At 64.5% G+C, this 26,781-nt stretch carries 25 protein-coding genes and 3 tRNA genes; 11 read left to right on the forward strand and 17 right to left on the reverse strand.

From position 1 onward, the window contains the following. Positions 1 to 100: 100 nt before the first annotated feature. Positions 101 to 1,282 carry an SMC-Scp complex subunit ScpB gene (gene scpB, locus AC27VE_RS16805; RefSeq protein WP_488704483.1) on the reverse strand — a complete coding sequence of 394 codons (1,182 nt, stop codon included), beginning with the start codon at positions 1,280 to 1,282 and terminating at the stop codon, positions 101 to 103. Between the two features lie 62 nt (positions 1,283 to 1,344). Between scpB and AC27VE_RS16810 the strand changes: the two genes are divergently transcribed. After that, a tRNA-Met gene (locus AC27VE_RS16810) sits at positions 1,345 to 1,421 on the forward strand. Positions 1,422 to 2,193: 772 nt separating this feature from the next. Here AC27VE_RS16810 and AC27VE_RS16815 read toward each other — a convergent pair. The 4 genes from AC27VE_RS16815 to AC27VE_RS16830 form a co-directional block, all read right to left on the reverse strand. Beyond that, a complete protein-coding gene (locus tag AC27VE_RS16815) occupies positions 2,194 to 3,129 on the reverse strand; it encodes a LysR family transcriptional regulator (RefSeq protein ID WP_488704484.1) in 936 nt (311 codons plus the stop codon). A gap of 117 nt (positions 3,130 to 3,246) precedes the next feature. After that, the gene (locus AC27VE_RS16820; protein WP_488704485.1) at positions 3,247 to 4,248 is read right to left on the reverse strand and encodes a CobW family GTP-binding protein; all 1,002 of its coding nucleotides are present in this window, start codon (positions 4,246 to 4,248) and stop codon (positions 3,247 to 3,249) included. Positions 4,249 to 4,268: 20 nt separating this feature from the next. Further along, entirely contained in the window at positions 4,269 to 5,507 is a 1,239-nt protein-coding gene (zigA, locus tag AC27VE_RS16825; protein ID WP_488704486.1) for a zinc metallochaperone GTPase ZigA, read from the reverse strand. Positions 5,508 to 5,795: 288 nt separating this feature from the next. Beyond that, positions 5,796 to 5,871, reverse strand: a tRNA-Asn gene (locus AC27VE_RS16830). 233 nt (positions 5,872 to 6,104) lie between these two features. Here AC27VE_RS16830 and AC27VE_RS16835 point away from each other — a divergent pair. The 4 genes from AC27VE_RS16835 (at position 6,105) to AC27VE_RS16850 (ending at position 9,834) form a co-directional block, all read left to right on the forward strand. Beyond that, a tRNA-Thr gene (locus tag AC27VE_RS16835) sits at positions 6,105 to 6,180 on the forward strand. A 142-nt stretch (positions 6,181 to 6,322) separates the two neighbouring features. Continuing rightward, positions 6,323 to 6,982, forward strand: a complete 660-nt coding sequence (locus tag AC27VE_RS16840) for a response regulator (protein WP_088590205.1) — start codon at positions 6,323 to 6,325, stop codon at positions 6,980 to 6,982. Beyond that, a complete protein-coding gene (locus AC27VE_RS16845) occupies positions 6,979 to 8,313 on the forward strand; it encodes an ATP-binding protein (protein WP_488704487.1) in 1,335 nt (444 codons plus the stop codon). Before AC27VE_RS16840 ends, AC27VE_RS16845 begins: the two co-directional genes overlap by 4 nt. A 78-nt stretch (positions 8,314 to 8,391) precedes the next feature. Beyond that, entirely contained in the window at positions 8,392 to 9,834 is a 1,443-nt protein-coding gene (locus AC27VE_RS16850; RefSeq protein WP_088590203.1) for a DegQ family serine endoprotease, read from the forward strand. Between the two features lie 15 nt (positions 9,835 to 9,849). Here AC27VE_RS16850 and maiA read toward each other — a convergent pair whose 3' ends face one another. The 3 genes from maiA to AC27VE_RS16865 form a co-directional block, all read right to left on the reverse strand. Continuing rightward, on the reverse strand, positions 9,850 to 10,494 hold the full coding sequence (gene maiA, locus AC27VE_RS16855; protein WP_088590202.1) for a maleylacetoacetate isomerase: 645 nt from the start codon (positions 10,492 to 10,494) through the stop codon (positions 9,850 to 9,852). 74 nt (positions 10,495 to 10,568) lie between these two features. After that, entirely contained in the window at positions 10,569 to 11,546 is a 978-nt protein-coding gene (ispH, locus tag AC27VE_RS16860) for a 4-hydroxy-3-methylbut-2-enyl diphosphate reductase (RefSeq protein WP_006225096.1), read from the reverse strand. Continuing rightward, positions 11,546 to 12,022: an FKBP-type peptidyl-prolyl cis-trans isomerase gene (locus tag AC27VE_RS16865; RefSeq protein WP_088590201.1), complete on the reverse strand. Its 477-nt coding sequence runs from the start codon at positions 12,020 to 12,022 to the stop codon at positions 11,546 to 11,548. Before AC27VE_RS16865 ends, ispH begins: the two co-directional genes overlap by 1 nt. A gap of 49 nt (positions 12,023 to 12,071) precedes the next feature. On the opposite strand from AC27VE_RS16865, the gene radC reads away from it, so the two are divergent. The 6 genes from radC (at position 12,072) to AC27VE_RS16895 (ending at position 18,207) form a co-directional block, all read left to right on the forward strand. Beyond that, complete coding sequence (gene radC, locus AC27VE_RS16870) at positions 12,072 to 12,749, forward strand: RadC family protein (protein WP_488704488.1); 678 nt, start codon at positions 12,072 to 12,074, stop codon at positions 12,747 to 12,749. Between the two features lie 93 nt (positions 12,750 to 12,842). Further along, complete coding sequence (gene kynB, locus AC27VE_RS16875; RefSeq protein WP_006225099.1) at positions 12,843 to 13,469, forward strand: arylformamidase; 627 nt, start codon at positions 12,843 to 12,845, stop codon at positions 13,467 to 13,469. A 153-nt stretch (positions 13,470 to 13,622) separates the two neighbouring features. Next, a complete protein-coding gene (kynA, locus tag AC27VE_RS16880; RefSeq protein WP_488704489.1) occupies positions 13,623 to 14,471 on the forward strand; it encodes a tryptophan 2,3-dioxygenase in 849 nt (282 codons plus the stop codon). Positions 14,472 to 14,685: 214 nt separating this feature from the next. After that, entirely contained in the window at positions 14,686 to 14,952 is a 267-nt protein-coding gene (locus tag AC27VE_RS16885; protein WP_006225101.1) for a type B 50S ribosomal protein L31, read from the forward strand. Between the two features lie 124 nt (positions 14,953 to 15,076). Beyond that, positions 15,077 to 16,807, forward strand: coding sequence for an ArnT family glycosyltransferase (locus tag AC27VE_RS16890; RefSeq protein WP_488704490.1), 1,731 nt, complete (start codon positions 15,077 to 15,079; stop codon positions 16,805 to 16,807). Then, on the forward strand, positions 16,804 to 18,207 hold the full coding sequence (locus tag AC27VE_RS16895) for an MATE family efflux transporter (RefSeq protein WP_488704491.1): 1,404 nt from the start codon (positions 16,804 to 16,806) through the stop codon (positions 18,205 to 18,207). The genes AC27VE_RS16890 and AC27VE_RS16895 overlap by 4 nt, the downstream gene beginning before the upstream one ends. Before the next feature lie 63 nt (positions 18,208 to 18,270). Here AC27VE_RS16895 and paaK read toward each other — a convergent pair whose 3' ends face one another. From paaK to paaA, 9 genes are all read right to left on the reverse strand, one after another. Continuing rightward, positions 18,271 to 19,590 carry a phenylacetate--CoA ligase PaaK gene (gene paaK / locus AC27VE_RS16900; protein WP_088590196.1) on the reverse strand — a complete coding sequence of 440 codons (1,320 nt, stop codon included), beginning with the start codon at positions 19,588 to 19,590 and terminating at the stop codon, positions 18,271 to 18,273. Between the two features lie 107 nt (positions 19,591 to 19,697). Next, positions 19,698 to 20,168, reverse strand: coding sequence for a hydroxyphenylacetyl-CoA thioesterase PaaI (gene paaI / locus AC27VE_RS16905; RefSeq protein WP_006225105.1), 471 nt, complete (start codon positions 20,166 to 20,168; stop codon positions 19,698 to 19,700). Then, on the reverse strand, positions 20,168 to 20,956 hold the full coding sequence (gene paaG / locus AC27VE_RS16910) for a 2-(1,2-epoxy-1,2-dihydrophenyl)acetyl-CoA isomerase PaaG (protein WP_088590195.1): 789 nt from the start codon (positions 20,954 to 20,956) through the stop codon (positions 20,168 to 20,170). Before paaG ends, paaI begins: the two co-directional genes overlap by 1 nt. A gap of 110 nt (positions 20,957 to 21,066) precedes the next feature. After that, on the reverse strand, positions 21,067 to 22,731 hold the full coding sequence (gene paaN, locus AC27VE_RS16915; RefSeq protein WP_454676366.1) for a phenylacetic acid degradation protein PaaN: 1,665 nt from the start codon (positions 22,729 to 22,731) through the stop codon (positions 21,067 to 21,069). A 46-nt stretch (positions 22,732 to 22,777) separates the two neighbouring features. After that, positions 22,778 to 23,866 (reverse strand): 1,2-phenylacetyl-CoA epoxidase subunit PaaE, encoded by a 1,089-nt coding sequence (paaE, locus tag AC27VE_RS16920; RefSeq protein WP_488704492.1) that lies wholly within the window; start codon positions 23,864 to 23,866, stop codon positions 22,778 to 22,780. Positions 23,867 to 23,879: 13 nt separating this feature from the next. Continuing rightward, a complete protein-coding gene (gene paaD / locus AC27VE_RS16925; RefSeq protein ID WP_488704493.1) occupies positions 23,880 to 24,386 on the reverse strand; it encodes a 1,2-phenylacetyl-CoA epoxidase subunit PaaD in 507 nt (168 codons plus the stop codon). Next, positions 24,383 to 25,147 carry a 1,2-phenylacetyl-CoA epoxidase subunit PaaC gene (paaC, locus tag AC27VE_RS16930; protein ID WP_427957275.1) on the reverse strand — a complete coding sequence of 255 codons (765 nt, stop codon included), beginning with the start codon at positions 25,145 to 25,147 and terminating at the stop codon, positions 24,383 to 24,385. Before paaC ends, paaD begins: the two co-directional genes overlap by 4 nt. Before the next feature lie 15 nt (positions 25,148 to 25,162). Then, on the reverse strand, positions 25,163 to 25,447 hold the full coding sequence (paaB, locus tag AC27VE_RS16935) for a 1,2-phenylacetyl-CoA epoxidase subunit PaaB (RefSeq protein ID WP_006225111.1): 285 nt from the start codon (positions 25,445 to 25,447) through the stop codon (positions 25,163 to 25,165). A 177-nt stretch (positions 25,448 to 25,624) separates the two neighbouring features. Next, the gene (paaA, locus tag AC27VE_RS16940) at positions 25,625 to 26,614 is read right to left on the reverse strand and encodes a 1,2-phenylacetyl-CoA epoxidase subunit PaaA (RefSeq protein WP_315135141.1); all 990 of its coding nucleotides are present in this window, start codon (positions 26,612 to 26,614) and stop codon (positions 25,625 to 25,627) included. Positions 26,615 to 26,781 lie beyond the last annotated feature (167 nt).

A 26,781-nucleotide genomic window follows, 5' to 3' on the forward strand; every position in this document is an offset into this window, starting at 1 on the left:
GCGGCGGAAGATTCCGGCTGACCGTTGGAAACGGTGTCATCCGAACGGGGATTGTCGTCCTGCATTGCTGTATTCGTTGTCACTGGGACAGCTCCGAATTTCAAACTTGGGTAGGCTTGCCGGAGGCAAGCTCGTCATCATCAGGGGACGCCGACTCGCGGTCGGCGCCAGGCCGCTCCGGATCTGCCTCGTCCGACGCCGCAAAGGCGGCATCGGGGTCGGGCCGAACACGTTCGTCAAGGCCGATGGCGGGCTCGTGCCCGGCGGCGCCAAGCGCTGCGTGATCGGTCTCGTCAATCGGTTCGGTCGGTTCCGCGTGTTTTGCGTTCTCGACACTTTCCTTTGCAGCACCGGCCTCTGTGACGTCGGCGGCTATATCGGAAATGTCGCTGCCGGCCCCTTCGTCGGGAAAACCGGACGGGGTCGGCGTATTGGACAAGCCTTCGGCTTGCTCCCGGACGGTGGGTTCGTCTGCGGGATCCGCGCCTTCTTCTGTGCGCGAAACGACGGATTCTACGCTATCGCCCGGGGCTATGGGTGCATCGTGTTCCGAAACAGACAATTCCGCAACCGGGATATTGTCATTTTCGTCCACTTCGGACGGCACGTCGACGGGGATTTCACCTTGCGCGGGCTCGGTTTCGCCTTCGACAGCCACCGCGGTTTCGTCCTGCGCCGTCTCTTCGGCGGGCGCGGCGCCCTCGCCTGTGAGCTGTTGCACTTCGCCCAGATCCAGCCCGGCCAGCGCCGCGGCGGCTTGCGCCGATTCCAGCGGCGGAAGCTCATCCAGCGCCCGCAAGCCCAGATCATCCAGAAACTGGCGCGTGGTGCCGAACAGGGCCGGACGCCCCGGCGCATCGCGGTGCCCGATGACCTCGATCCACCCGCGGTCCTCCAGCGCCTTCACGATTTGCGAAGACACGGTGACGCCCCGGATATCCTCGATGTCGCCGCGAGTGACCGGCTGGCGCCAGGCCACGATCGCCAGCGTTTCCATGACGGCGCGCGAATATTTGGGCGGCTTTTCAGGACTCAGCCGCTCCAGGTAGCGCTGCATGTGCGGGCGGCTCTGGAAACGCCACCCGCTTGCCAGCTGCACCAGCTCCAGGCCGCCATCGGCCCAATTGCTTTGCAGCGTCTCCAACAGCGCACGCAGTTTGCTGTTGTCGAATTGTTCATCGTCCCCGAATAGCTTGCGCATATCGGACAGTTGCATCGGCTGCACCGCGCATAGCAGCGCGGTTTCCAGCACGAGTATTGCCTCGCTATCGTTCATCGACATTCAAATTCAAAAAGGGCTAACTTGCGCTAGGTTGAAAATAAGGTTAATATTCTTTTCTCAGACGCGGGGTGGAGCAGTCTGGCAGCTCGTCGGGCTCATAACCCGAAGGTCGTAGGTTCAAATCCTGCCCCCGCAACCAAATTGACGAAGGCCTGGCGAATGCGCCGGGCCTTTTTCATTTGTGCCTGCAAATTCATTTGTGCCTGCAAAATCAGAGTTTGCGAAGATTGCGCTGCAATAAATGCTGCGCGCACTGCTTTGGCGCCTTGCAAACCGAAAGCGCCAGCCAAAGCAGTGGCCGCAGTAGTAGTAGCCGCAAAACAGAAAATGGACATCACGCCCGCACCCGCCGGCAGGGCCACCATGAGAGTGGACCCGCTACAGACGGCATTGGTTTGCGTAATGTTCACAAAATTCCTGTGATGATTGCCATGCATGACGGACTGCGCGGCGGACATGCGCCAAAACAGCCGTACCGATCAAGATAGGGCGATATGCCTGCCCGACTTTCATCGCGGCAGACGCCTTGAGCAATTCTGGAAAAGCTGGCCTCACTCGCCAACAAGCCTGCGGGACCCGCCGGTAACCCAGCGCCATTTTCCCGCAGCGATCAGTATCAAGAACCCGGATCGTCAGGCATCGGATTCGGTATTGCGGCCAGCTGCCGCTCCCTGAACCCCATGCTCCCCCTCGTGCATACGAAGACCGGCTTCGCAATGCGTTGGCCAACCCCAGGCCGGACTTACGATTCTTAGATGTTTTCGACGACTACATGCTAGCGGACATCCGCCCGCCGCAAAATGGTTTGCTGGCAGAAACGCGAGATCAAAGCGACCCGCCCGCCAAAGCAATGTCCAAATTATACCGCCATAACTCCGGGCCTCAAGCCCGGGCGCCCGCAGCCGGGCGCCTCAAGACGACAAGGTGGGCGGCACCGTAGACGCTGCGGCGGGCTTATCCCAGGGCGCAGAACCCAGCCGTTCCACCAGAAAATCCAGCATCGAACGCAGGATCAGCGGCATCTGGCGGCGCGAGGCATAAACGCCGTAAATCCCCAGTTCCTGCGGTTTGCATTGTGGCAGGATGGCCTTCAGGCGCCCTGCCGCCACATATTCTGCCGCATAGTAAGTCGGCAGCATCGCGATGCCCGCCCCCTCCAGCGCGGCGCTCAGCAGCACGGAGACCTCGTTCGCACTGATATTGCCGCTGACCGGCACATCCACTGGCTGGCCGTCGCGTTCGAAGCGCCACAGGCTTTTGCCGAAATAGGAATGCGTCAGGCAGTTGCGCAAGGACAGGTCTTCGATGCGGGCAGGCACGCCTTCGCGTGCCAGGTATTCCGGGGATGCGCACACCACCGAACGGCAGACGGCCAATTTTCGGGCGATCAGGTTGGGATCGAGGTCGTTGGTGATCCGAACGGCCAGGTCCACCCGCTCTTCCACCAGATTGACGGCGCGTTCGACCAGCATCAGATCCACCGACGTGCCGGGATGCAGTTTGACGTAGTCCGTGACCGCGCTGGCCAGATGTTTCGAACCGAAGGACATACTGGTCGTGATGCGCAGCAAGCCGCGCGGCGTGTCTTCAGGCGTGGAGACCGCGCTACGCAGGTCACCCACCATATCGAGCATCTGCCGGCATCGCGGCAAGGTCTCCGCCCCGGCGGGCGTGAGGCTGAGCCGGCGGGTCGTGCGGTGCAGCAAACGCACCCCCACCCACTGCTCCATTTCGGCCAGATACCGCGACACCATCGCTCGCGACATGTCCAGATGGACCGCCGCCGCCGACAGGCTTCCCCGGTCAGCGACTTCCACGAACACCTGCATGGCTTTCAGACGATCCATGATTGTCTCGGTTCTTGCATCAGACCGTACCGGTTATACCGTATTTCCGTGCAACATCCGTGCCCAAATAGCGACAAAGCGTCAGGCAGCCCGACAGCGAAATCGGGGCGGCAGCGCTCAGGCAGGCAACTGCCCCAGCGCCTCGCAGACCTCGGCGCGCACCATGCCGACATCCAGGCCGCGCAGGACATAGACCAGATGCGACGCGCGCTCATCACCTGGCCATTGCGACAGCGTGCGCAGGGGATAAAGCTCACCATGGACGCCGTGGACCTCGCACGGTAACGCCTCGCCTTCGAAGCAAACCAGCCCCTTCATCCGCAGCAGCCCCTGACCGAAGCGCTCCTGGATACGCGACACGCCCGCCAGGAAGGCTGCGCGCCCCAGCGGCGAGGACAAGGTCAGCGAAAAACTGGAGACCTGCGCGTGGCGGTCGGCCACCGGCCGCGCAAACGCCTGAAGCCAGTTCGCGAGCGCCACGCCATCGCGCCGCACCATCACATCAGGACCGTCCCGCAAGATGCCCGCCAGCGGCGCGTCCTGACGCTGGACGCAACGTTGCGCCCCGGGATTGATGGCAATGACCGCCTGCTCCACCCGCCGCAATTGCGCCGCGTCCGCCAGGTCCGATTTGCTGAGCACGACGGTATCGGCCAGCGCCAATTGCCGCGACGCCTCGGCCTGCGTCGCCAGTTGCGCTTCTCCGTGGCGCACGTCCACCACCACGATCGCGCCGCGGTACGCGTAACGCTCGGACAGGAACCGGTCGTGCTTGAGCATGAACAGCGTCGACGCAGGGTCCGCCAGCCCGCTGGTTTCGATCAGCACACGCCGAAAGGGCTTGATCCGGCGGCTTAGCGCCAGCATGAAAAGATCGCGCAGGGCGTCCACCACGGCACCGCTGACGACACAGCACAGGCAGCCGCCCTCGATCAGCACGACATTGGCCGGCGCCAGGCGCACCAGATGATGATCAACGCCGACGTCGCCGTATTCGTTGACGATGACCAACGCATCGGCGTAGGCCGGTTCGTGCAGCAGACGGTTAAGCAACGTGGTCTTGCCGCTGCCCAGAAATCCCGAAATCACCGTCACGCCGATGCGCTTGTCCTCGTCCATGTCCCCTCACCCAACGGGCGCTACCCCGGATTCTGCGGCCGCTCCCACACCGGAAACGGATCTGTTATCGCCGCCAGTTCGCTCGCGGGCCGCGTCATTTCTTCCTGCGTCATCAAGCAGGCCTGCAGGCGCGCCCGCAGCGCCGCCTCGTCCATGCCGATGCCGATCAACACCAGTTCCTGGCACCGGTCGCCGTAGATCGGATCCCATTCCGACACGATCGCCGCCCGCGCCTCTCCATCCTCGGGCCACTGCTCGCGCGGCAAGGCCGCCCACCAGTATCCCACCGCGCCATGCCGCATGATGGGCCCTGCCTGCGACCACGATGCCGCGTACCCCGGGCGCGTCACCAGCCAAAAGTAACCTTTCGACCGCACCACGCCAGGCCATTCCTGATGAATGCAATCCCAGAAACGCTGCGGATGGAACGGGCGCCGGGCGCGAAACACGAAACTGCCGATGCCATATTCCTGACTCTCCGGGATGTGTTCCCCGCGCAATTCCTTCAGCCAGCCGGGCGCCTGGGAGGCAGCTTCAAAATCGAACCGGCCCGTATCCAGCACGCTGGCCATCGGCACCCGGCCGAACTCGCTCTTCACGATTTCCGCGCGAGGATTCAGGCCGTGCAACATCGCTTCCAGGCGCGCCAGTTCGGCAGCCTCCACCAGGTCAGTCTTATTCAAGACGATGACATCACAGAATTCCACCTGCTCGATCAACAGATCGACAACCGTGCGCGCGTCCTCGTCGCCCAACGCCTCGCCCCGCTCGGCCAGGCGATCCCTGCTGGAGTAGTCACGCAGGAAGTTGAAAGCATCCACCACCGTGACCATCGTGTCCAGCCGGGCGATATCGTCCAGTCTCGCCCCGTCCTCTTCGCGGAAGGTGAAGGTCTCGGCCACCGGCAAAGGCTCGGAGACCCCCGTCGATTCGATCAGCAGATAATCGAAACGCCCCTCGGCCGCCAAGCGGCGGATCTCGATGAGCAGGTCTTCGCGGAGCGTACAGCAGATGCAGCCATTGCTCATCTCGACCAACTTTTCCTCGGCGCGCGACAGCGCCGCACCACCTTCGCGCACCAGGCGGGCGTCGATGTTGACCTCCGACATGTCATTGACGATGACCGCGACCCGACGGCCCTCGCGGTTGTTCAACACGTGGTTGAGCAGCGTCGTCTTTCCCGCCCCCAGAAACCCCGACAACACCGTCACCGGCAGGCGCCCGTCGCGCAACGGGTTCGTTTCATCAATCGGCATCATCGCTTCGCTCCAAAATTAGAATGTTATTACATAACAATTTAGGTGCGAACGCCAAGCAATGAATACGCGACCCGCCAGCGGCGCGGGCAGGACATCAGGCAAGGAAGCTTGGGGAGGATCGAGCAGGTACCCAGCGTGCAGGGCAGGCGCTGCGCGGGGTTGCATGACGCGCGAATGAGGATCGCGCGGAAAACAAAAAGGGCCACCCACTTTCGTGAATGACCCTGGCTGTTGTTCGGCGCTTGGGCATTGGCTTGTGCGCTGAACGGTGTCGGTACTGAATTCTTTTGGCTCCCCGAGCTGGGCTCGAACCAGCGACCTGCGGATTAACAGTCCGTCGCTCTACCGACTGAGCTATCGGGGATCTGCCAAGAACATAATTATGACCTAAATTTTCGGCGCGTGCAAATCGCAGTTTTTTTAATTCTTTTTGGTCCGTTTGTTTCCCATCGCGAAAAAACTCTGATATGATTTCGGTCTTTCCAGATCAGGCCCCATAAACAGGGCAGCGAACTGGGAAGAACAAAGATGTTTTGCTTGTAGTTCCAGCATTGCCGAATTCAACACCGGCACGCAAGAATCGAAGCAAATGGTCTTGCCGGCATAGCTCAGTTGGTAGAGCAGCGCATTCGTAATGCGAAGGTCGTAGGTTCGACTCCTATTGCCGGCACCAAATTCAAAAAGCAGCCCTCTCGGGCTGCTTTTTTCATTTCCGCTCCCCTCTCTTCTCTTGCAGGCTACCCGGTTACGGGAACTCCATTCGCCTGGCGCGCGTCCAACTTGCTGGATTCCTTCTACACCAAGCGAAGACCGCCATGCGCATCCTACTCGTCGAAGACGACATCATGATCGGTGAAAGCGTATTGGACTGCCTGCGCGCGGAGCACTACGCCGTCGACTGGGTCAAGGACGGCAACGCCGCGGAACTGGCCTTGCGCACCGACACCTACGACCTGATCCTCCTGGATCTGGGCCTGCCCAAACGCGATGGCCTGACCTTGCTGCGCGACTTGCGCACGCGCAAGGACCGCACGCCGGTGCTCATCGCCACCGCGCGGGACGCCGTCAGCGACCGCATCGCCGGATTGGACGCGGGCGCAGACGATTACGTCGTCAAACCCTACGACGTGGACGAACTGCTGGCCCGCATGCGCGCGTTGATCCGCCGCAGCGCCGGCCGCGCCGAACCGGTGTTTGAACACGATGGCATTACCATCGACCCACAATCGCACGCAGCCATGGTGGACGGCACACCGGTTGCCCTGACCGCCCGCGAATGGGCGGTACTGGAGCCCCTGATCGCCCGCCCCGGCATGATCTTTTCGCGCGCGCAATTGGAAGAAAAGCTCTACAGCTGGAAGGACAGCGTCAGCAGCAATGCCGTTGAGGTTTATATTCATGGCCTGCGCAAGAAACTGGGTCCGGACCTGATCCAGAACGTCAGAGGCGTCGGCTATGTCATTCCCAAAACATGAGCATCCGGCTTAGCTACTCACTGAGAGCCCGCCTGCTTTTCTTCCTGCTGGCCGCCATCGCGGTCGGCGCCCTCGTGCAAGGCACAATCGCCTATCGCAGCACGCTGGCGCAAGCCGACGACATCTTCGATTCGCTGCTGCAACGCACCGCCCTGTCGCTGGGCACCGGCGACGGGCTGCTCAGTACCGGCCCGACCCACACCCGCGGCGCAGGTTCGCCCGTTGCCGACGACCTGATCATCCAGATCTGGACCCCGGACGGCCTGCGGGTGTTCAATTCGCGCTCGCGCCGCCCGCTGCCCGACCAGATTGTGCTGGGGTTCTCCGACGCCCGGATGGAAGGCATCACGTACCGCGTGTATTCGCTGGCCACGCCGTTCCAGGTGATCCAGGTAGCGCAGGACATGGACGTGCGCAAGCACATGGCGCGCGCGCTGGCCCTGCGCACCATCGCCCCCATCGCCGCGGCCGCTCCCCTGCTGATGCTGATCATCTGGTGCGTGGTCAGCTGGTCGCTGCGCCCCGTCAAGCGCGCCCGCGCCCAGGTGGCGGCGCGGCAGCCCGAGGACCTGTCTCCCGTCAACGTGCAGGGCCTGCCCGATGAGATCCAACCGCTGATCCAGGAACTCAACCTGCTGCTGGAACGCATGCGGGGCGCCTTCGCCCAGCAGAAGCAGTTCGTGGGTGATGCGGCACACGAGCTGCGCTCGCCATTGACCGCGCTGCGCCTGCAACTACAGGCCTTGCAACGCGCCGGCTCCCCTGAAGGCCGCCAGCTGGCCGAACAACGCCTGGCAGCGGGCATTGACCGCGCCACCCGGCTGGTCGAGCAATTGCTGTCCATGGCCCGCCACGAAAGCGCCGCCGAGCCCTCGCCTGCCGCCCCCGTGGACCTGGCCGACGTGCTGCGCCAGGCGTTGTCGGAAACCTTGCCTCAAGCCAACGCCAAATCGATCGGCATCGACATGGACGGCGCGGCCGAAGCCTGGGTAACGGGGCATCGCGACGCGCTGGTGCTGCTGGCGCGCAACCTGCTGGACAACGCCGTCAAGCATACGCCCGAGGGCAAGCGCATCCGCCTGCATCTGGAGCAGACGGCGGACAAGGCGTCGTTCATCATCGATGACGAGGGCCCGGGCATTCCGCCCGCTGAACGCGAGCGCGTGTTCGACCGTTTCTACCGCGCCGAAGGCAACACGCAGCACGGCAGCGGCCTGGGACTGTCGATCGCCCGCGCCATCGCCGACCGCCACGGCGCGGAGATCCTCCTGGAAGACGCGCCGGGCGGACAGGGGTTGCGTGCCCGAGTGACGCTCACCCGCCCGCATTGAGTCCGGCAATTTAAGATTCACCTAAGTGTCAGGCCCGAACATAGCGCCATGTCCTCAAACATGAACGCAGGAGCCGACATGAAGACCTCGCAACTGACCCCCTCGCGCCTGGTGCTGGCGCTGCTGGCCGCTGGCGCCATTGGCGGCGCCGGCGCAACCGCCGTGACCGGCGGCGTGTCGATGGCGGCCAACGCGCCGTCCGTCGCCACCGCCCCGCAGACGATCAATACTTCCAGCCCGCCCAATTTCGCGCAGATCACGCGCGACTTCGGGCCCGCCGTCGTGAACATCAGCGTCAGCGGCACCCGCAAGGTGTCCGCCGACGACGATGACCCCTTTGCCCAGTTCTTTGGCCAGATCCCCGGATCCCGCGGCCGCATGCCCTCGCGCGAAGTGCCGATGCGCGGCGAAGGCTCGGGTTTCATCATCAGCAACGACGGCATCATCCTGACCAATGCGCACGTCGTGCAAGACGCCCGCGAAGTCACCGTCAAGCTGACCGACCGCCGCGAGTACAAGGCCAAGGTGCTGGGCGCGGATCCGCAGACCGACGTGGCCGTGCTCAAGATCGACGCCAAGAACCTGCCCGTCGTGAAAGTCGGCGACGTGAACCAGCTGCAAGTGGGCGAATGGGTGCTGGCCATCGGCTCGCCGTACGGCCTGGAAAACACCGCCACCGCGGGCATCGTCAGCGCCAAGGGGCGCTCGCTGCCCGACGACACATCGGTCCCCTTCATCCAGACGGACGTGGCCGTCAATCCCGGCAACTCGGGCGGCCCGCTGTTCAACGACCGCGGCGAAGTGGTGGGCATCAATTCCCAGATCTACAGCCGCACCGGCGGATTCCAGGGCCTGTCGTTTTCGATCCCCATCGACGTGGCCTACAAGATCAAGGACCAGATCCTGGAGCACGGCAAGGTGCAGCACGCGCGGTTGGGCGTGACGGTGCAGGAAGTGAACCAGGACCTGGCCAACTCCTTCAAGCTGGACTCGCCGTCAGGCGCACTGGTCTCCAGTGTCGAGAAAGGCAGCGCCGCCGACAAGGCCGGCCTGCAGCCGGGCGACGTGGTCCGGAAGATCGACGACAAGATCATCGTGTCCTCGGGCGATCTGGCGTCCCTGATCACGCTGGCCTCGCCGGGTGAAAAGATCAAGATGGATGTCTGGCGCGCCGGTGCCCCCAAGGAACTGGTGGCCACGCTGGGCGGCATCCCCAAGGACAAGACGCAGGCGTCGGCGGGCGACCAGGACGTACAGCGCGGCCAATTGGGCCTGGCGCTGCGCCCGCTGAGCCCGCAGGAACAGCAGGCTTCGGGCACCGAAGGCTTGCTGATCGAACGCGCCGCCGGCCCGGCCGCCAAGGCGGGCATCGAACCGGGCGACGTGCTGCTGTCCTTGAATGGCGTGCCCGTGCACAACATCGGTCAAGTGAAGGATGCGCTGTCCAAGGCGGGCAAGACCGTTGCCCTGTTGGTTCAGCGCGGCGAAGACAAGATCTTCGTGCCGGTGCAGATCGGCTGAACCTGACCGCCGGCGTTACTCCGCGTCGGGCTGCTTGCCCGGCGCGGCGTCCGCGAAAGCCGGCAGTTCGCGGCAGGCCGCATCAATGCGCACCACGTTGGGCATCGCAGAGAGATCGCACTCGAAGCGCTGCGCATTGGCCACTTGCGGCACCAGGCACAGGTCGGCGATGGTCGGCGTGTCGCCGTGACAGAAACGACCCGTGGCGCTGGACCGCGCCAGTTGCGCCTCCAGCGCTTCCAACCCCTGATGCACCCAATGCTTGTACCAGGCGTTCTTGGCGGCTTCGTCCACGCCCAGCGTGTGCTTGAGGTACTTCAACACGCGCAGGTTGTTCAGCGGGTGCGTGTCGCAAGCAATGCCCAAGGCCAGATCGCGTACCCGGGCGCGGCCAATGGCGTCGGCCGGCAGCAGCGGCGCCTGGGGATGGGTTTCTTCCAGGTATTCGATGATGGCGAGCGACTGCCCGATGACGGCGTCGCCATCGATCAGCGTGGGCACCAGCGCCGTCGGGTTCATCTTGCGATACCCCTCCGACAGCTGCTGCCCGCCGTCCTTCAGCAGATGCACCGGCAGGTATTCGTACGACAGGCCCTTCAGGTTCAGGGCGATGCGTACGCGGTACGCGGCCGAGCTGCGGAAATAGCTGTACAACTGCATGAAGTCTCCTCGATGTGCTGATGGCGCCGCGCGTGCGGCGCCTTTTTTTTTTCAGCGCCGCATTCCGTCCGGCGCTATTCCAGCGATTCCGTCTGCGCGGCCTTGCGCGACAAGCCCTTGGGAAGCGGAAACGCCACATTCTCTTCCAGGCCGGGCATCGTGCGCACCGACACCGCGCCCAGCTCCTTGACGCGGTCGATGACCTGCTGCACCAGGATTTCGGGCGCGGACGCGCCCGCCGTCACGCCGATGCGCTTGCGGTCCACCAGCCAGGCCGGATCAATGGAGTCTGCGCCGTCGATCAGGTAGGAGGCCACGCCCTTGCGCTCGGCCACTTCGCGCAGCCGGTTGGAATTCGAGCTGTTGGGGCTGCCCACGACCAGCACCAGATCGCAATCGGGCGCCATCACCTTGACTGCGTCCTGACGGTTCTGGGTGGCATAGCAGATATCGCTTTTCTTGGGCTCGACGATGCTGGGAAAGCGCGCCTTCAGCGCCTTCGAGACGGCCGCGGCGTCGTCCACAGACAGCGTCGTCTGCGTGACGTAAGCCAGGTTTTCCGGGTCGTTGACTTCCAGCCCCGCGACGTCTTCCACGGTCTCGACCAGATACATGCCGCCCTGCGCCTGGCCCAGCGTTCCCTCGACCTCGGGGTGGCCCTTGTGGCCGATCATGATGATCTCGCGGCCGGCCGCACGCATGCGGGCCACTTCGATATGGACCTTGGTGACCAGCGGGCAGGTAGCGTCGAATACCTGCAAGCCGCGGGATTCCGCTTCGGCACGCACCGCCTTGGACACGCCATGCGCCGAGAACACGACGATGGAACCCGAGGGCGCGTCGTCCAGTTCATCGATGAAGATCGCGCCCTTGGCGCGCAGGTCTTCCACTACATAGCGGTTGTGGACGATCTCGTGGCGCACGTAGATCGGCGCGCCATGCAGTTCGATCGCGCGCTCGACGATGTCGATGGCGCGGTCCACGCCGGCACAGAAGCCGCGCGGCTGCGCCAGCAGGACTTCGGCGTCGGAGGCGGTAACGGCCTTGCTCATCAGAGGACTCCCAGCAGCGCCACGTCCACGCGCAAGCTGATGCCCGCGAGCGGGTGATTGAAGTCGAACAGCGCCGACTCGTCGTTGATCTCTTTCAGGACGCCCGAATAGCGGCCGCCGTTGGGCGCGGTGAATTCCACCAGGTCGCCTGGCTCGAAACCGGCGTCGGGGCCGGCGTGCTCGGCAAGCATGGCGCGCGTGACGCGCTGGATCAATTCGGGATTGCGTTCCCCGTAGGCGTCGGCCGGCTCCAGCGTGACGCTGAACCGCTCACCTTCGGCATGGCCGATCAGCGCAGCTTCCAGGCCGGGCGCCCACTGGCCGCCGCCCATCTGCAACGTACCAGGACGGCCGTCGAAGGTGTCAGCGAACACGGAATCCTTGCCGGGCCCGGAAGCCAGGGTGATTCGGTAGTGCAGCGTTAGGTAGGAATCCTGACGGACAAAAACGTTCACTTCGTTAGAGGCGATGCTCAAGATCTGCCACCGTATAGATATTGGATAAACCTTGATTTTAGAGCCTCTTATGAAATTGTCTGTGCGGCTGTCAAAACACGAGCGCCCGCGGGAGCGGTTGCTGCGTCACGGGGCCGGCGCGCTCCAGGACGCCGAACTGCTTGCCGTGGCCCTGCGCACGGGCATTCCCGGCATGAACGTGGTGGACTTGTCCAGCCGCCTGCTGGAGCGTTTTTCCGGTCTGCGGGGCCTGCTGGGCGCCACCCCCGAGGAATTGATGACCGTTTCCGGCCTGGGCGTGGCCAAATCGTGCACGCTTGCTGCCCTGCTGGAACTGGCGCGCCGGGCCATCGAGGAAGACCTGACCCGCAGCGACACCCTGCGTCACCCTGCCCAGGTGAAACAATATTGCATGGCTGCCCTGGGTCATCGGCGGGTGGAGCACTGCATCGCCCTGTATCTGGATAACCAGTTACGCGTGATCGCCACCGGCGAACTGGCGCGCGGCACGCTCTCCCAGGCGTCGGTCTACCCCCGCGAAGTGGTCCGCGAAGCCCTGCGCCACCATGCCGCCGCGCTGATCGTGGCCCATAACCACCCGTCGGGCCTGGCCGAAGCCAGCGCGGCCGACCGCGGCTTCACCCTGCAACTGAAACAGGCCCTGGCGCTGGTGGACATCAAACTGCTGGACCACCTGATCGTCGCCGGCGCCACCGTCGTCTCCATGGCGGAACTGGGCGGTTTGTAGGCACAGCGCGGCGCGCCGGAATTCGTTAGACTACCGCCCTGAATTGCTTTAGGCTTTAACCTGTTCCGGCATCATCCGACCGCTTCCCGCCATATGAAACGCCTGTGGGATATTTCCCCGCCCGTCTCCACGGCTTCGCCTGTCTTTCCCGGCGACACGCCGTACCGCCAGCAATGGAAGTGGTCGCTTACGCCCGGCTGTCCGGTCAATGTCAGTGAAATCACGCTGTCGCCGCACATCGGCGCGCACGCGGATGCGCCGCTGCATTACCAGAACGGCGCCGCCGCCATCGGCGCGGTGTCCCTGGAACCGTTCCTGGGCCCCTGTCGTGTCATCCACGCCATGGATTGCGGCCCGCTGATCACGACCGACCACCTGGCTCATGCGGCCCTGAATCTGCCTCCCCGCGTGCTGGTGCGCACCGCCAAGCATGCGGCGCAGCACTGGTGGACCGACGATTTCTCTGCCTACGCCCCCCAGACCATCGAATGGCTGGCTGAACGCGGCGTCATGCTGATCGGATTGGATACCGCCAGCATCGACCCCGCGTCCAGCAAGACCCTGGACAGCCACCACACGATATTGCGGCATGACATGCGGGTACTGGAAAACCTGGTGCTCGATGATGTGCCCGAAGGCGATTACGAATTGATCGCCCTGCCGTTGGCGCTGGTCCAGGCCGATGCCAGCCCGGTTCGCGCTGTCTTGCGCGAACTGTAGGCTGGTCCGCTGGCCACTGGGCGGCCGGCCTGCCCTGGCCGCCCGTTTTCGACTAGGTTCGACCATGAGAATCGCCACCCCCTACGCGCCCAGCTGGCGCGCGTTGCCCGCATCCGCCCGCCGTGCTGCCCCGCCCTGCCACGGAGGCCAAGCATGAGCTGCCCGCACCGCCCCGAAGACATCGTCCACGAGGAAAAGGCGCAGCTGGATTTCGCGCGCGACATGACCTATGGCGACTACCTGCATCTGGACGAATTGCTGGGCGCGCAGCATCCGCTGTCGCCCGAGCACAACGAGATGCTGTTCATCATCCAGCACCAGACCAGCGAACTCTGGATGAAGCTGATGCTGCACGAGTTGCGTGCCGCCATCGCCAATGTGGCCGCCGACCGGCTGCAGCCCGCCTTCAAGATGCTGGCGCGCGTCAGCAAGATCATGGAGCAGCTGGTGCACGCCTGGGACGTGCTGGCTACCATGACGCCGCCCGAGTATTCCGCGCTGCGGCCGTATCTGGCCCGTTCCAGCGGCTTTCAGAGCTACCAGTACCGCCAGGTGGAATTCCTGCTGGGCAACAAGAACGCGGCCATGCTCAAGCCGCACGCGCACCGCGAAGACCTGCTGGCGCAGGTACGCACCGCCTACGAGGCCCCTTCGCTGTATGACGAGGCGCTGCGCCTGCTGGCCCGCCACGGCGTGGCCGTGCCGGCCGACCGCCTGGAGCGCGACTGGACGCAGCCTTACGAGTCCTCGGTAGGCGTCGAAGCCGCCTGGCTGACCGTCTACCGTGACACCGACCGCTACTGGGACCTGTATCAGTTGGGTGAAAAGCTGACCGACCTGGAAGACGCGTTCCGCCTGTGGCGATTCCGCCACGTCACGACGGTCGAACGGGTCATCGGCTTCAAGCGCGGCACCGGCGGCACCTCCGGCGTCGATTACCTGCGGCGGATGCTGGACGTCGTGCTGTTTCCCGAAATATGGAAGCTGCGCACCGAGCTCTGAGGAACCTGTCCCCTTATGGAGTCACGAAGGCGGGCCACGCCCGGCCGCCTTCGGGCGCTGGCGCATCGGGAATTTCCCATGCTAGAATTTGGGGTTACTTTTTGGATACGTGGCTAGAGTCCTCGCGTAGACGTTCTGTGTGAACGGTTTTCGTGGTCTGGCTGGCGACCCTACAACTTTGAGAAAGACTCCTCGCGAGTCCTAGGAAAGCACCATGAAAGAAGGCATTCACCCCGAATACCGCGATGTCGTTTTCGCCGATCTGCAAACGGGCAACAAGTTCATCACCCGTTCGACCGTGCACACGCGCGAAACCGTCGAAATCGACGGCAAGACGTACCCGCTCTTCAAGTGCGACGTGACCTCCGAATCGCACCCGTTCTACACGGGCGCCCAAACGCGTATCGTCGAAACCGGCCGTGTGGAAAAGTTCCGCGCCCGCTTCGCCCGTACGGCTGGCACGGTCAAGTCCGCTTCCTGATCCTGTCGCTCCCGCGGGAGTCACAGCAAAAAGGCAGCCTCCGGGCTGCTTTTTTTTCCCCCCTAGCCGGCTTGTTACGCGCTGGGGGCTGGCGCAACCAGACCACTCGGTTACATTAACGCCCGTGTCCCCACTTTCACTTTCCACTCCGGCCCGGCTCACGTCCGTGGCCACCGCAAAGCTCCCCAGATTGATTCTGCTGGGCTTGTCGCTGGCCTATATCGTGGCCGGCCTGTTCATGCGCGACCCGTGGAAAACGGACGATGCGGTCGGATTGGCGACCATGATCACGGCGATCCGCGAAGGCGGCATCACCTGGTTGCTGCCGCAAGTGGGACTGCTGGCGCACGCCGAAGAAGGCCCGCTGATCACCTGGGTGGGCGCGGCCAGCATCTGGCTGTTTGGCCCCTTCGTGGGCGACATCACCGCCGGACGCCTGCCTAACCTGTTGTGGTTCGGCATCACCGCGATGAGTGTCTGGTACGGCACCTACCTGCTGGGCCGCCGATCGGAAGCCCAACCGCTTGCCCTGCCCTTCGGCGGCGAACCCGCCCCGCGCGACTATGGCCGCATGCTGGCGGACGCGGCCCTGCTGCTGCTGCTGGCCACCGTAGGCATCCTGCAACGCACGCACGAGACCACTGTCGTGCCCGCCATCATGGCGTGCCAGGCGCTGGCCTTCTATTCGCTGGCGCGCAGCGTCGACCGCCCGGTGTCCGGCACCACCACGTTGGGAATCGCCCTGGCGGCCAGCTTCCTGACCCGTGGCTGGGTGGGCGCGACGCCCATCATGATCGGCGCCCTGCTGGCTTTCTACCCTCGCAGCCAATTGTGGAAGCGCAAGCGCTGGCTGCCTTGGGCCACGCTGGTGACGGTGGCGCTGATCCTGGCCTGGTGGATTCCGGCCAGCGAAAGCAGCCAGTACTGGATCCGCAACTGGAAGACCTGGAACCTGGCGTCCTTCGCCTGGCCGTCCTGGCACGATATGGGCCGCACGCTGCGCGACCTGCCCTGGTACCTGTGGCCCACCTGGCCGCTGGCGCTGCTGGCCGTCTGGCGCTGGCGCGCATGGATCTATGCCCCCCATATCTGGCTGCCGCTGATGCTGCTGGCATGCTCGGCCCTGGTGCTGTTCGGCCTGGAAGAGGCCACCGATTCCGAATACGTCCTGCTGGCGGTGCCGTGCGCCGTGCTGGGCGCGTTCTCGCTGCCGACCCTGCGCCGCGGCGTCGTCAACACGCTGGACTGGTTCGCCGTCATGTGCTTTTCGCTGACGGCCGCCACCGCCTGGCTGGGCTGGGTGGCGCTGCATTTCAACTGGCCGGCCCAGATTTCCCGCAACATCGCCCGCCAGACGACCGGCTATGAACCCGTGATTTCGTGGACCGCCTTTACGCTGGCAGTCATCTTCACGGTGGCCTGGATCGCGCTGGTGGTCTGGCGCCTGCGCGTGCGTCCGCAAGCCCTGTGGCGCGGCACCGTGCTGTCGGCCGGCGGACTGACCGTGACGTGGATCCTGCTGGTGCTGCTGTGGCAGCCCGCCGTGGACTACGCCCGCAGCTACCGCACCGTCTCGGGCCAACTGGCCCAGGCGCTGGCGCAGCACACGCGCCCTGGCGAATGCGTTCGCGGCTTGAGCCTGGGCAGCGGCCAGCGCGCCTCGTTCCTGATCTTCAATAACCTGACCTTCACGTTCGACGCGAAGTGCACGTTGATCTTGCAGCAGACCAGCAACCAGAGCCTGCGCGACAACACCGCCGCGTATAGCGACGGCGCCGACGTGCTGTGGCAGGGCGGCCGCCGCGCTGACCGGCAGGAAGTATTCCGCCTGCTTCGGGTCGGCGCCAACCGATGAGTTCGGTGAGCGCGGCGCCGATTTCCTTCGGCGCCACCCTGCGCGGCATCGCCAAGCAGGCCTGGCCCGTGCTGATCAGCCAATGGGCCGGCATCTCGTTCGGCGTGCTGGACACCGCCATGACGGGCCACTCCAGCGCCAGCGACCTGGCCGCGATGGCCTTGTCCGCCTCGATCTACATCACCGTTTTCGTGGGCTTGATGGGCGTGGTCCATGCCCTGATCCCCATCCTGGCCCAGCACTATGGCGCCGGCAACAACCTGGAAGTCGGCCGCAGCTGGGGCCAGGGCGTGTGGCTGGCGCTGGGCCTGTCCGGGGTGGGCGCGATCCTGATGCTGTTCCCGAACGTCTGGCTATCCATGTCCGGCGAGGTGGCGCCCGCCGTGCGGGAGCGGATCGGCTCCTACCTGCAGGCGCTGGCGCTTGCCCTGCCTGCCGCGCTGGTGTTCCGCACCATCTATGCGCTGGGCACCTCGGTGTCGCGCCCCAAGCTGGTCATGGCCATCAACCTGTCGGCCATCGGCTTCAAGGCCTTCTTCAACTGGCTGTTCATCTACGGCAAGCTGGGCCTGCCCGCGATGGGCGCCACCGGCGCCGGCCTGGCGACCGCGCTGGTGTCGTGGATGAGCCTAGGGCTGGGCCTGTGGGTGATCACCCATGACCGCTTCTACCGCCGCTTCCAGTTGCGGATCGGCAAGCCCGACTGGACGACGTTGAAGGAACTGCTGCGCCTGGGCATCCCGATGGGCGGCTCGTACCTGGTGGAAGTGTCTGCCTTCACGTTCATGGCGTTGCTGGTCGCTCGCGAAGGCACATTCGTGACCGGTGGGCACCAGATCATGTCGAACCTGGCCGCGCTGTGCTACATGATGCCGATGGCGCTGGGCGTGGCGACTGCCGCCCTGACCGCACAAGCGATCGGCGCCGGCAACCTGGCCCATGCACACCGCACCGGCATGGCAGGGCTGGCGCTCGGCCTGATCGGCGCACTGTTGACGGCGGCCGTGCTGCTGGTTGGCCGGCCGCTCATCCTGGCGGCCTACACCGATGACGCCGGCGTGGCGGCCGTCGCCACGACCCTGCTGGCCGTGCTGCCGCTGTTCCACCTGTTCGATTCCATGCAGTGCATCAACTCCTACCTCCTGCGCGCCTATAAGGTCGCGGTCGTGCCGCTGCTGCTGCAGGTAGTGGCGCTGGCTGGTGTGGGCCTGGTGGGCGGCTGGTGGTTCGGTTTCGGCCCCGGCAAGGGCGGCCTGGATGGCATCCGCAACGTCCTCGTACCGGGTTCCCCCGTCGGTGCGGGCAGCATGTGGTTGATGGCGATGGTCGGCCTGGCCCTGTCCGCCGCGCTACTGCACTTCTGGTATCGGCGGATCGTGCGGACCCTGGCACAGCCGTAACGCCCCGGAAGCAAAAGAAAAAAGGCAGCCCGAGGGCTGCCTTTCTTGTCTCCGATCGTGGGATCAGACCACTTTCGGCCGCTTGTCGATCACGCGGCGTGCCTTGCCGGTAAGCGTGCGTTCCACATGCCCGGAGTCCGACACCTGGATGCGCGCGCTGACGCCAATGTGCGTCTTCACGGCATGCTGCAACTGGCGGCCCAGATCGTTGCGCTCGGCGTCCGACAGGCCCGAGAACTCGGCGCGCACTTCGGTCAGGATCTCCAGCTCGTCCATATTGCCCGTGCGCGACAGCACCAGCTGATAGTGCGGGGCCAACTGAGCGATCTTCAGCACCAGCTCTTCCACCTGCGTCGGGAACATGTTCACGCCACGCACGATCAGCATGTCGTCGCTGCGGCCCGTGATCTTGCCGATGCGGCGCATGCTGCGTGCCGTCGGCGGCAGCAGGCGGGTCAGGTCGCGCGTGCGGTAGCGGATGATGGGCATCGCTTCCTTGGTCAGCGACGTGAACACCAGTTCACCAGGTTCACCATCGGCCACGGGCTCGCCCGTATCCGGGTTGATGATTTCGGCGTAGAAATGGTCTTCCCAGACCACGGGACCATCCTTGGTTTCGACGCACTCGCTGGCCACGCCCGGCCCCATTACTTCGGACAGGCCGTAGATGTCCACCGCGTCGATGCCGGCTTCGGTCTCGATATCAGCGCGCATCTGCCCCGTCCACGGCTCGGCGCCGAAGATGCCGATGCGCAGCGAACTTTGACGCGGATCAATGCCCTGGCGACGCTGTTCTTCCAGAATATTGCAGAAATAGGAGGGCGTGACCATGATGATATCCGGACGGAAATCGCTGATCAGCTGCACCTGCTTTTCGGTCTGCCCGCCCGACATCGGGATGACGGTGCAACCCAGGCGCTCGGCGCCGTAATGCGCACCCAGGCCGCCCGTGAACAAGCCGTAGCCGTAGGCCACGTGCACCGTGTCGCCGGGTTTACCGCCGGCCGCACGGATCGAACGCGCAACCAGATTGGCCCAGTTGTCCAGATCACCCTTGGTGTAGCCCACCACCGTCGGCTTGCCCGTGGTGCCGCTGGAAGCATGGATACGCGAGATTCGTTCGCGCGGCACGGCGAACATACCGAAGGGATAGTTATCGCGCAGTTCCTTCTTCGTCGTGAAGGGGAATTTCGAAATATCGGACAGCTGCTTCAGATCGTCCGGATGCACGCCCGCGTCATCGAACGCTTTCTTGTAGTGCGCGACGTTCTCGTAGGCATGCTTGAGCGTCCACTTCAGACGCTGCAGCTGCAACGCGCGAAGCTCATCCTCGCTGGCATGCTCGATGGGGTCCAGCCCCGGCTTGCTCATGGTGTTGGACATGGTTATCTCTCTCCTGAAATTCTCTTTACGCCGGTCGGGGCAGCGACGGGGGCCTGAACCCCGGGCGCGCGCCGCCCTGCCAGCGGCCTTGTCTTTGGTAGGTTGCCTTACGCGTCGGCGGGAACGCCGACGATCTGACCTTTGATGCGATAAGAGCGCCCGCGGAACAGCGCGACATTGCGGCCATCCTGGTTGGTCACCGTGACGTCGTACACGCCCGTGCGGCCAGCCAGGGAACGCTCCTGGGCCACCGCAGTCAGCAGATCGCCTTCGAAACCCGGCGCCAGGTAATCGATGGTGCAGCCGGAGGCCACCGTGCTGACATTGCGCGAATTGCACGAAAACGCGAAGGCACTGTCAGCCAGGGCGAAAATGAAACCGCCATGGCAGGTCTTGTGCCCGTTCAGCATGTCGGCGCGCACGCGCATCGTCAGACGTGCGTAGCCCGGCGCCATTTCCTCGACCTTCATGTCCAGGCCTTGCGAGGCCGCGTCACCTGCGTACATCACGGTGCCGACGGCCTGAGCCAGTTCCTGGGGATCAGCCGGCACTTCAACAGCGGGAACATGCGCGTTCATCATTGCCCCTTGAATTGCGGTTCGCGCTTGCCAAGGAAGGCGGCCACGCCTTCGGCGTAATCCGCGCTGCGGCCCAGTTCGCGCATCATGTCGCGTTCCAGGTCCAGCTGCGTGGACAGGTCGTTACCCAGGCTGGCCTGCATGGCACGCTTGGTGAACGCCAGACCCTTGGTGGGCGCCGTGGAGAAGTGCTTGGCCAGGCGGTCCAGGGTGGCGTCGAATTCCTCGTCGGCCACGCATTGCCAGATCAGGCCCCACTCTTCGGCCTGTTTGGCGCTGAGCTTGTCGCCCAGCATCGCCAGGCCCATGGCGCGCGCGCGGCCGACCAGGCGCGGCAGCGCGAAGGTGCCGCCCGTATCCGGAATCAGCCCCAGGCGGCAGAACGACTGGATGAAGTTGGCTGAAGCCTTGGCGATGACGATATCGCCGGCGAACGCGAGGTTGGCGCCCGCGCCAGCCGCCACGCCGTTCACCCCAACCACGACCGGCATGGGCAAGGCGTTCAGGCGGCGCACCAGCGGACCGTAGAACTTGTCGACGGTTTCGCCCAGGTCAGGCGGCGTGCCGTCTTCGGCGGGCTTGCGCTCGCTCAGGTCCTGCCCCGCGCAAAAGCCGCGGCCCGCGCCGGTCAGGACCAGCACGCGCGCGCCTTCGGTTTCAACACGCGTCAATGCGTCGGCCACTTCGCCATGCATGTTGGCGGTGAAACTGTTCAGCTTGTCCGGGCGGTTCAGCGTCAGACGCGCAATGCCGTTGGACAGGTCGAATTGAATATCTTGGTAGCTCATATCAGTTATCCATTGCGGGCACGCTACTGGCATCAAAGGTAATCGGTAACGCCCTATCCGGGCCGCAGCGGCGCCCCCCTCGAGAGGGAAGCGCGTAGCGCTTCGGGGGCTTAAATATGACGGCGGGTTTGCACCACGCGGAATCGGTTCGACACGAAAGCCGCGTCGGACAGCGCCGCATTGGCGGCCGGATTGGCGCCGGTGCCATGGAAGTCGCTGAAGGCCGCGGTCTGATTGACGAACACGGCGCCCGTCAGGTTGAGCGACAGCGACACGCCGGAGACTTCGGCCGCGTCCTGCACCTGCTCGGCCACCTGCGCATCCGTCGTGTAGGCGGACAGCGACAGCGCGCCGTGCTGGATGACGCTGTCGCGCGCCAGCTGGATGCTGTGCGCAGTGGAATCGGTGGCCACCACGAACGCGATGGGACCGAACCATTCCTGGGCGATGGCGGCATTGCCGGCTTCCGTGCGCAGCAGCAGCGGCGTGCGGACGCGGGCGTTTTCGAATTGCGGGTGTACGAGCGTCTTGCTGTCGGCCACGACCGGCAGCCCGAGCGCGCGGGCGCGTTCGATGCGCTCGACGATGCCTTCGTTCTGGATCGCGCCGGTCAGTTCAACGGCGCGCGCGGCGTCGGCGCTGACTTTCTCAAGCGCCACGCCCAGGGCGGCGGCGACGTCATCGAAGCTGACGCGACCTTCCGGGGTGTTGATGCCGTCGCGCGGCACGTAGATGTTTTGCGGCGCCGTGCACATCTGGCCGGAATACAGAGCCAGCGAAAACGCCAGGTTGCGCGCCACGCCCTTCAGGTCGGCCGTGGAATCGATGATGACCTGGTTGACACCGGCCTTCTCGGTGTAGACCAGCGCCTGGCGGGCGTTGTTTTCCAGCCAGTCGCCGTTGGCGGTGCTGCCGGTGAAATCGACGATCTTGACGGCCGGGTCCAGCGCCAGCTTCTGCGCAGTGTCATCGCCCGCTTCGTGCGCGGCCAGCAGCACGACGTCGGGATCGAAGCCCGCTTCCTGCAGCACTTCGCGCGCCACCTTGACGGTGATGGCCAGCGGCAGGATCGCGCCCGGGTGCGGCTTCACGATGACGGTGTTGCCGGTGGCCAGGCTGGCGAACAGGCCGGGGTAGCCGTTCCAGGTCGGGAAGGTCGAGCAGCCGATTACCAGCGCGACGCCGCGCGGCACGACGGTGAACTGCTTTTCCATGCGGATCGGGTCATTCTTGCCCTGCGGCTTTTCCCAGATGGCCACGCCAGGAATGCGCGACATTTCCTGCCAGGCGTAGGTCACGGCCTCGAAGCCGCGGTCCTGCGCGTGCGGGCCGCCGGCCTGGAAGGCCATCATGAAGCCCTGGCCGGTGGTGTGCTGGACCGCGTAGGCGATCTCGAAGCTGAGCTTGTTCAGGCGCGCCAGGATCTCCAGCGACACACCCACCCACGCCTGCGGACCGGCGCGGCGCCAGTCTTCCAGGGCGCGCTTGGAGGCGGCGATCAGCTTGTCGACGGGCACGTGCGGATACGTGATGCCCAGGTCGAAGCCGTAGGGGGATTTCTCGCCGCCCACGGTGCCGTCGGCGTCATGCAGGTTCAGCGGGAACGGCTTGCCCTTGAGCGCTTCGAAGGCGGCACGGCCGTCGTCGTTGGCGGTCTCGCCATAGTTGCGGGGGCTGGGCGATTCGGCAAACGGGCTCCAGTAGCCGCGCAGCGCGGCGGCCGCCAGGGATTGTTCCAGCAGGGGCTGATGGCGTTCGAAGAATTTCTGGGACACTGTGTCTCTCCAATGAATTAGGTAGGTCTGCCTGGCGCGCGCCGGGTCAGGTTTCCTGGTCGAAGTCGATGACCAGGCGGTCGCTGACCGGGAAGCTCTGGCAGCTCAGGACGAAACCGCGCGCCACTTCGTAGTCTTCCAGCGCGAAGTTGGCATCCATGTCCACTTCGCCCTCGACCACTTTGCAACGGCAGGTGGAACACACCCCGCCCTTGCACGAATACGGCAACTCGATCCCTTGCGCCAGCGCCGAGTCCAGCACGCTGTCTTTATTCTTTTCAATGACGAACTTGCGGCTATGGCCGTCCTGCACCACGGTGACTTCGCACTGGCCCTTGCCGGGCGCCTGGCGGGCCTCGTGACCGGTGCGCAGCGCACGCGGCCCCTTGGGCGCGCCGAACAGCTCGAACTTGATGTTCGACTTCGGAATACCGCGGGCCTGCAGGCGCTCGACCACGCTTTCCGTCATGGTCTGCGGGCCACAGACAAAAGCGTAATCGATATCTTCGGGGCTCATCCAGGCCGACATCAGCTGGTCAACCTTGTCGCCGTCCAGGCGGCCGTTGAACAGTTCGATGTCCTGGGATTCGCGGCTCATCACGTAGACCAGCGAGAAGCGGTCCATGTACAGGTTCTTCAGGTCTTCGATCTCTTCGCGAAAGAGCACCGCCGAGGAAGCGCGGTTGCCGAAGAACAGCGTGAACTTGCTGCCCGGTTCGATGGACAGCGCGGTCTTGACCAGCGAAAACACCGGTGTGATGCCGCTGCCCACCGCAAAGGCCACGTAGTGGCGCTTGTTCTCGGGCGAGAAATCGACCGTGAAATTGCCCGCCGGCGCCATGACTTCCAGCGTCTGGCCAGGCTGCAGTTCCTGGTTGGCCCAGCTGGAGAACGTGCCTTCGTCCACTTTCTTGATCGCCACGCGCAGCAGCTTGTCGTGCGGCGCCGAACAGATCGAATATGAGCGGCGCAGCTCTTCGCCGTTCAGCTGGGTGCGCAGGGTCAGGTACTGGCCGGGCAGGAAAGCGAATTCCTTGGTCAGCGTGTCGGGCAGATCGAAGGTCACGACGACGGCATCGCGCGTATTGCGCGCCACCGAGGCCACCTTCAACGAATGAAATTGGTTCTGGCTCATCTCGAAACCGCTCTCAGTGAGTCTTGAAATAATCGAAGGGTTCGCGGCAAGCGACGCAGCGATACAGCGCCTTGCATGACGTGGACCCGAAGTTGCTGACCATCCGCGTATCGCGCGAACCGCAGCGCGGGCAGGCGATGGCGGGCGCGACGGCGCGGCGGCTGATGCCCGAGATGTCGATGGCGCGTTCGGCGGGCGCGGCGATGCCGTAGCCCTTGAGCGCTTCGCGCCCCTTCTCGCTCATCCAGTCGGTCGTCCAGGCGGGCGCCAGGCGGGTTTCGACACGGACCTCGTCGATGCCGTGGCGTGCCAGCGTCTGCTGGATGTCCTGCGTGATCTCGCGCATGGCCGGGCAGCCTGAGTACGTGGGCGTGATGACCACGACACAGGCCTCGCCATCCCAGGAGACGTCCCGCACCACGCCCAGATCCACCACGGACAGCACGGGGATCTCCGGATCGGGAACCTCTTGCAGCCAGGCATAGACCTGGTCGGCGGAAATGGGCGCCAGCGCGTTCACCACGTGGCTCCTGGATAGGCGCGCGGCAGGTACTGCATTTCTGCCAGCACGTAGCCGAGTTCTTCGGTGTGCTTGCCCTGGCGTCCACCGCGGTAGGCCAGATGGTTGGCGGCGGTTTCGTCCGGCACGGTCAGCGTGGCTTCTTCCAGCACTTCCCGCACGTGGGCGAGCCAAGGCTGGCGCAAGGCGGACAGCTCACAGCCGATGCCGCGGGCAGCCACGTCCTGATCCACGGCGTCGTCGGCGAATAGTTCACCGGTGAAGCGCCAGGCGTCGTCGATGGCGGCCTGCATCTTGGCGTGGCTTTCTGCCGTGCCGTCGCCCAGGCGAACCACCATGTCCGACGAACGGCGCACGTGATAGGTCACTTCCTTGATCGACTTGGCGGCGATGCCGGCCACGCGTTCGTCAGAGGATTGCTCCAGGCGCTGCAAGAGGAAGTAGTGCCACACGTCGAACAGGAACTGGCGCGCCATCGTGTCGGCATAGTTGCCGTTGGCGCGTTCGACCAGCAGCACGTTGTGGAACTGGTGCGCGTCGCGGTGGTAGGCCAGCGCGTCTTCGTCGCGACCTGCGCCTTCGACTTCGCCGGCCAGCGTCAGCCACATGCGAGCCTGGCCCAGCAGGTCCAGCGCGGTGTTGGTCAGCGCGAGGTCTTCTTCCAGGATGGGGCCGTGGCCCGTCCAGGCGCCCAGGCGCTGCGACAGGATCAGCGACGAATCGCCGAGGCGCAGCAGGTATTCAAACAGAGTCTTGTCCATGTCTCCCCCGCCGCCTTACATGTGCTTGATTTCTTCGGGCATCGGGAAAAACGTGGGATGCCGGTAGACCTTGCTGTTGGCCGGTTCGAACAGAGGTTCCTTGTCACCGGGGCTGCTGGCCGAGATATCGGAGGCGCGCACGACCCAGATGCTCAGGCCTTCATTGCGGCGGGTATAGACGTCACGGGCGTGGTTGATCGCCATTTCGGCGTCAGATGCATGCAGGCTGCCGACGTGCTTGTGCGCCAGGCCGTGCTGGCTGCGGATGAACACTTCCCACAAAGGCCAGTCTTTGCTCATGATGGATATCCTTGGAATACGGGGCGCGCACCGCGCGCCCTGATTTGCAATGGTTGGAAGAATGAACCTGGAAACTCGGCTATCGGAGCGCCGGCGCGGCCGCGCGGAGCCGGCTTGGCCGGTTCGCAGCGGCGCCCCTTCAAAGGAGCAGCGCGCAGCGCTTCGGGGTCGAGTTCATCAGGCGGCCTTGCGCTGCGCCTGCTTGTCCGCATAGGCGACGAGTGCGTCGCGCACCCAGGCACCGTCCTCGTGCGCCTTGACGCGCGCGGCCAGGCGTTCCCGGTTGCACGGGCCGTTGCCCTTGAGCACCGCGTAGAACTCGCTCCAGTCGATCTCGCCGAAGTCATAGTGGCCGCGCTCGGCGTTCCACTTCAAATCGGGATCCGGCACGGTGAGGCCCAGGTATTCGGCCTGGGGCACGGTCTGGTCGACCATCTTCTGGCGCAGCTCGTCATTGGAGAAGAGCTTGATCTTCCAGGCCATGGACTGGGCGCTGTTGGGCGAGTCGGCGTCCGACGGGCCGAACATCATCAGCGCGGGCCACCACCAGCGGTTCAGCGAGTCCTGCACCATCGCCTTCTGTTCGGGCGTGCCGTGCAGGCACATCTGCATCAGCAGGTCGTAGCCCTGGCGCTGGTGGAAGGACTCTTCCTTACAGACGCGCACCATGGCCCGCGCGTACGGGCCGTAGGAACAGCGGCACAGGGGGATCTGGTTGATGATGGCCGAGCCGTCGACCAGCCAGCCGATCATGCCGATGTCGGCCCAGCTGAGTGTGGGGTAATTGAAGATGCTGGAGTACTTGGCGCGGCCGGCATGCAGGTCGTCGATCAGGTCGTCGCGCGACACGCCCAGCGTTTCCGCAGCGCTGTACAGGTACAGCCCATGGCCCGCTTCGTCCTGCACCTTGGCCAGCAGAATGGCCTTGCGCTTGAGCGACGGGGCGCGACTGATCCAGTTGCCTTCCGGGAGCATCCCGACGATTTCCGAATGCGCGTGCTGCGAGATCTGGCGCACCAGCGTCTTGCGGTAGGCGTCCGGCATCCAGTCCTTGGCCTCGATGCGCACGCCGTCGTCAATGCGGCGCTGGAACGTCTGTTCGCGGCCTTCGAGCTGGTCCGCGGTCTTGACCTGCTTGACGCCGGTTTCGACGAGTTGAGCGTACATGTTTGTCTCCTAGAGACGGTTTGCGAAAACGCAAAGCAAACGTTGCGCAGTGCCGTCATGTCATAGGTGGATTATTTAATACAAAAAAACCATTGTCAAACTCAAATCTGTATCACATTGGATTTATGTATCATATTGCGGATCCCGATATCGGCCGTTTGCGGCCC

Source organism: Achromobacter sp. 18P8.1.1 (genome assembly GCF_057799415.1).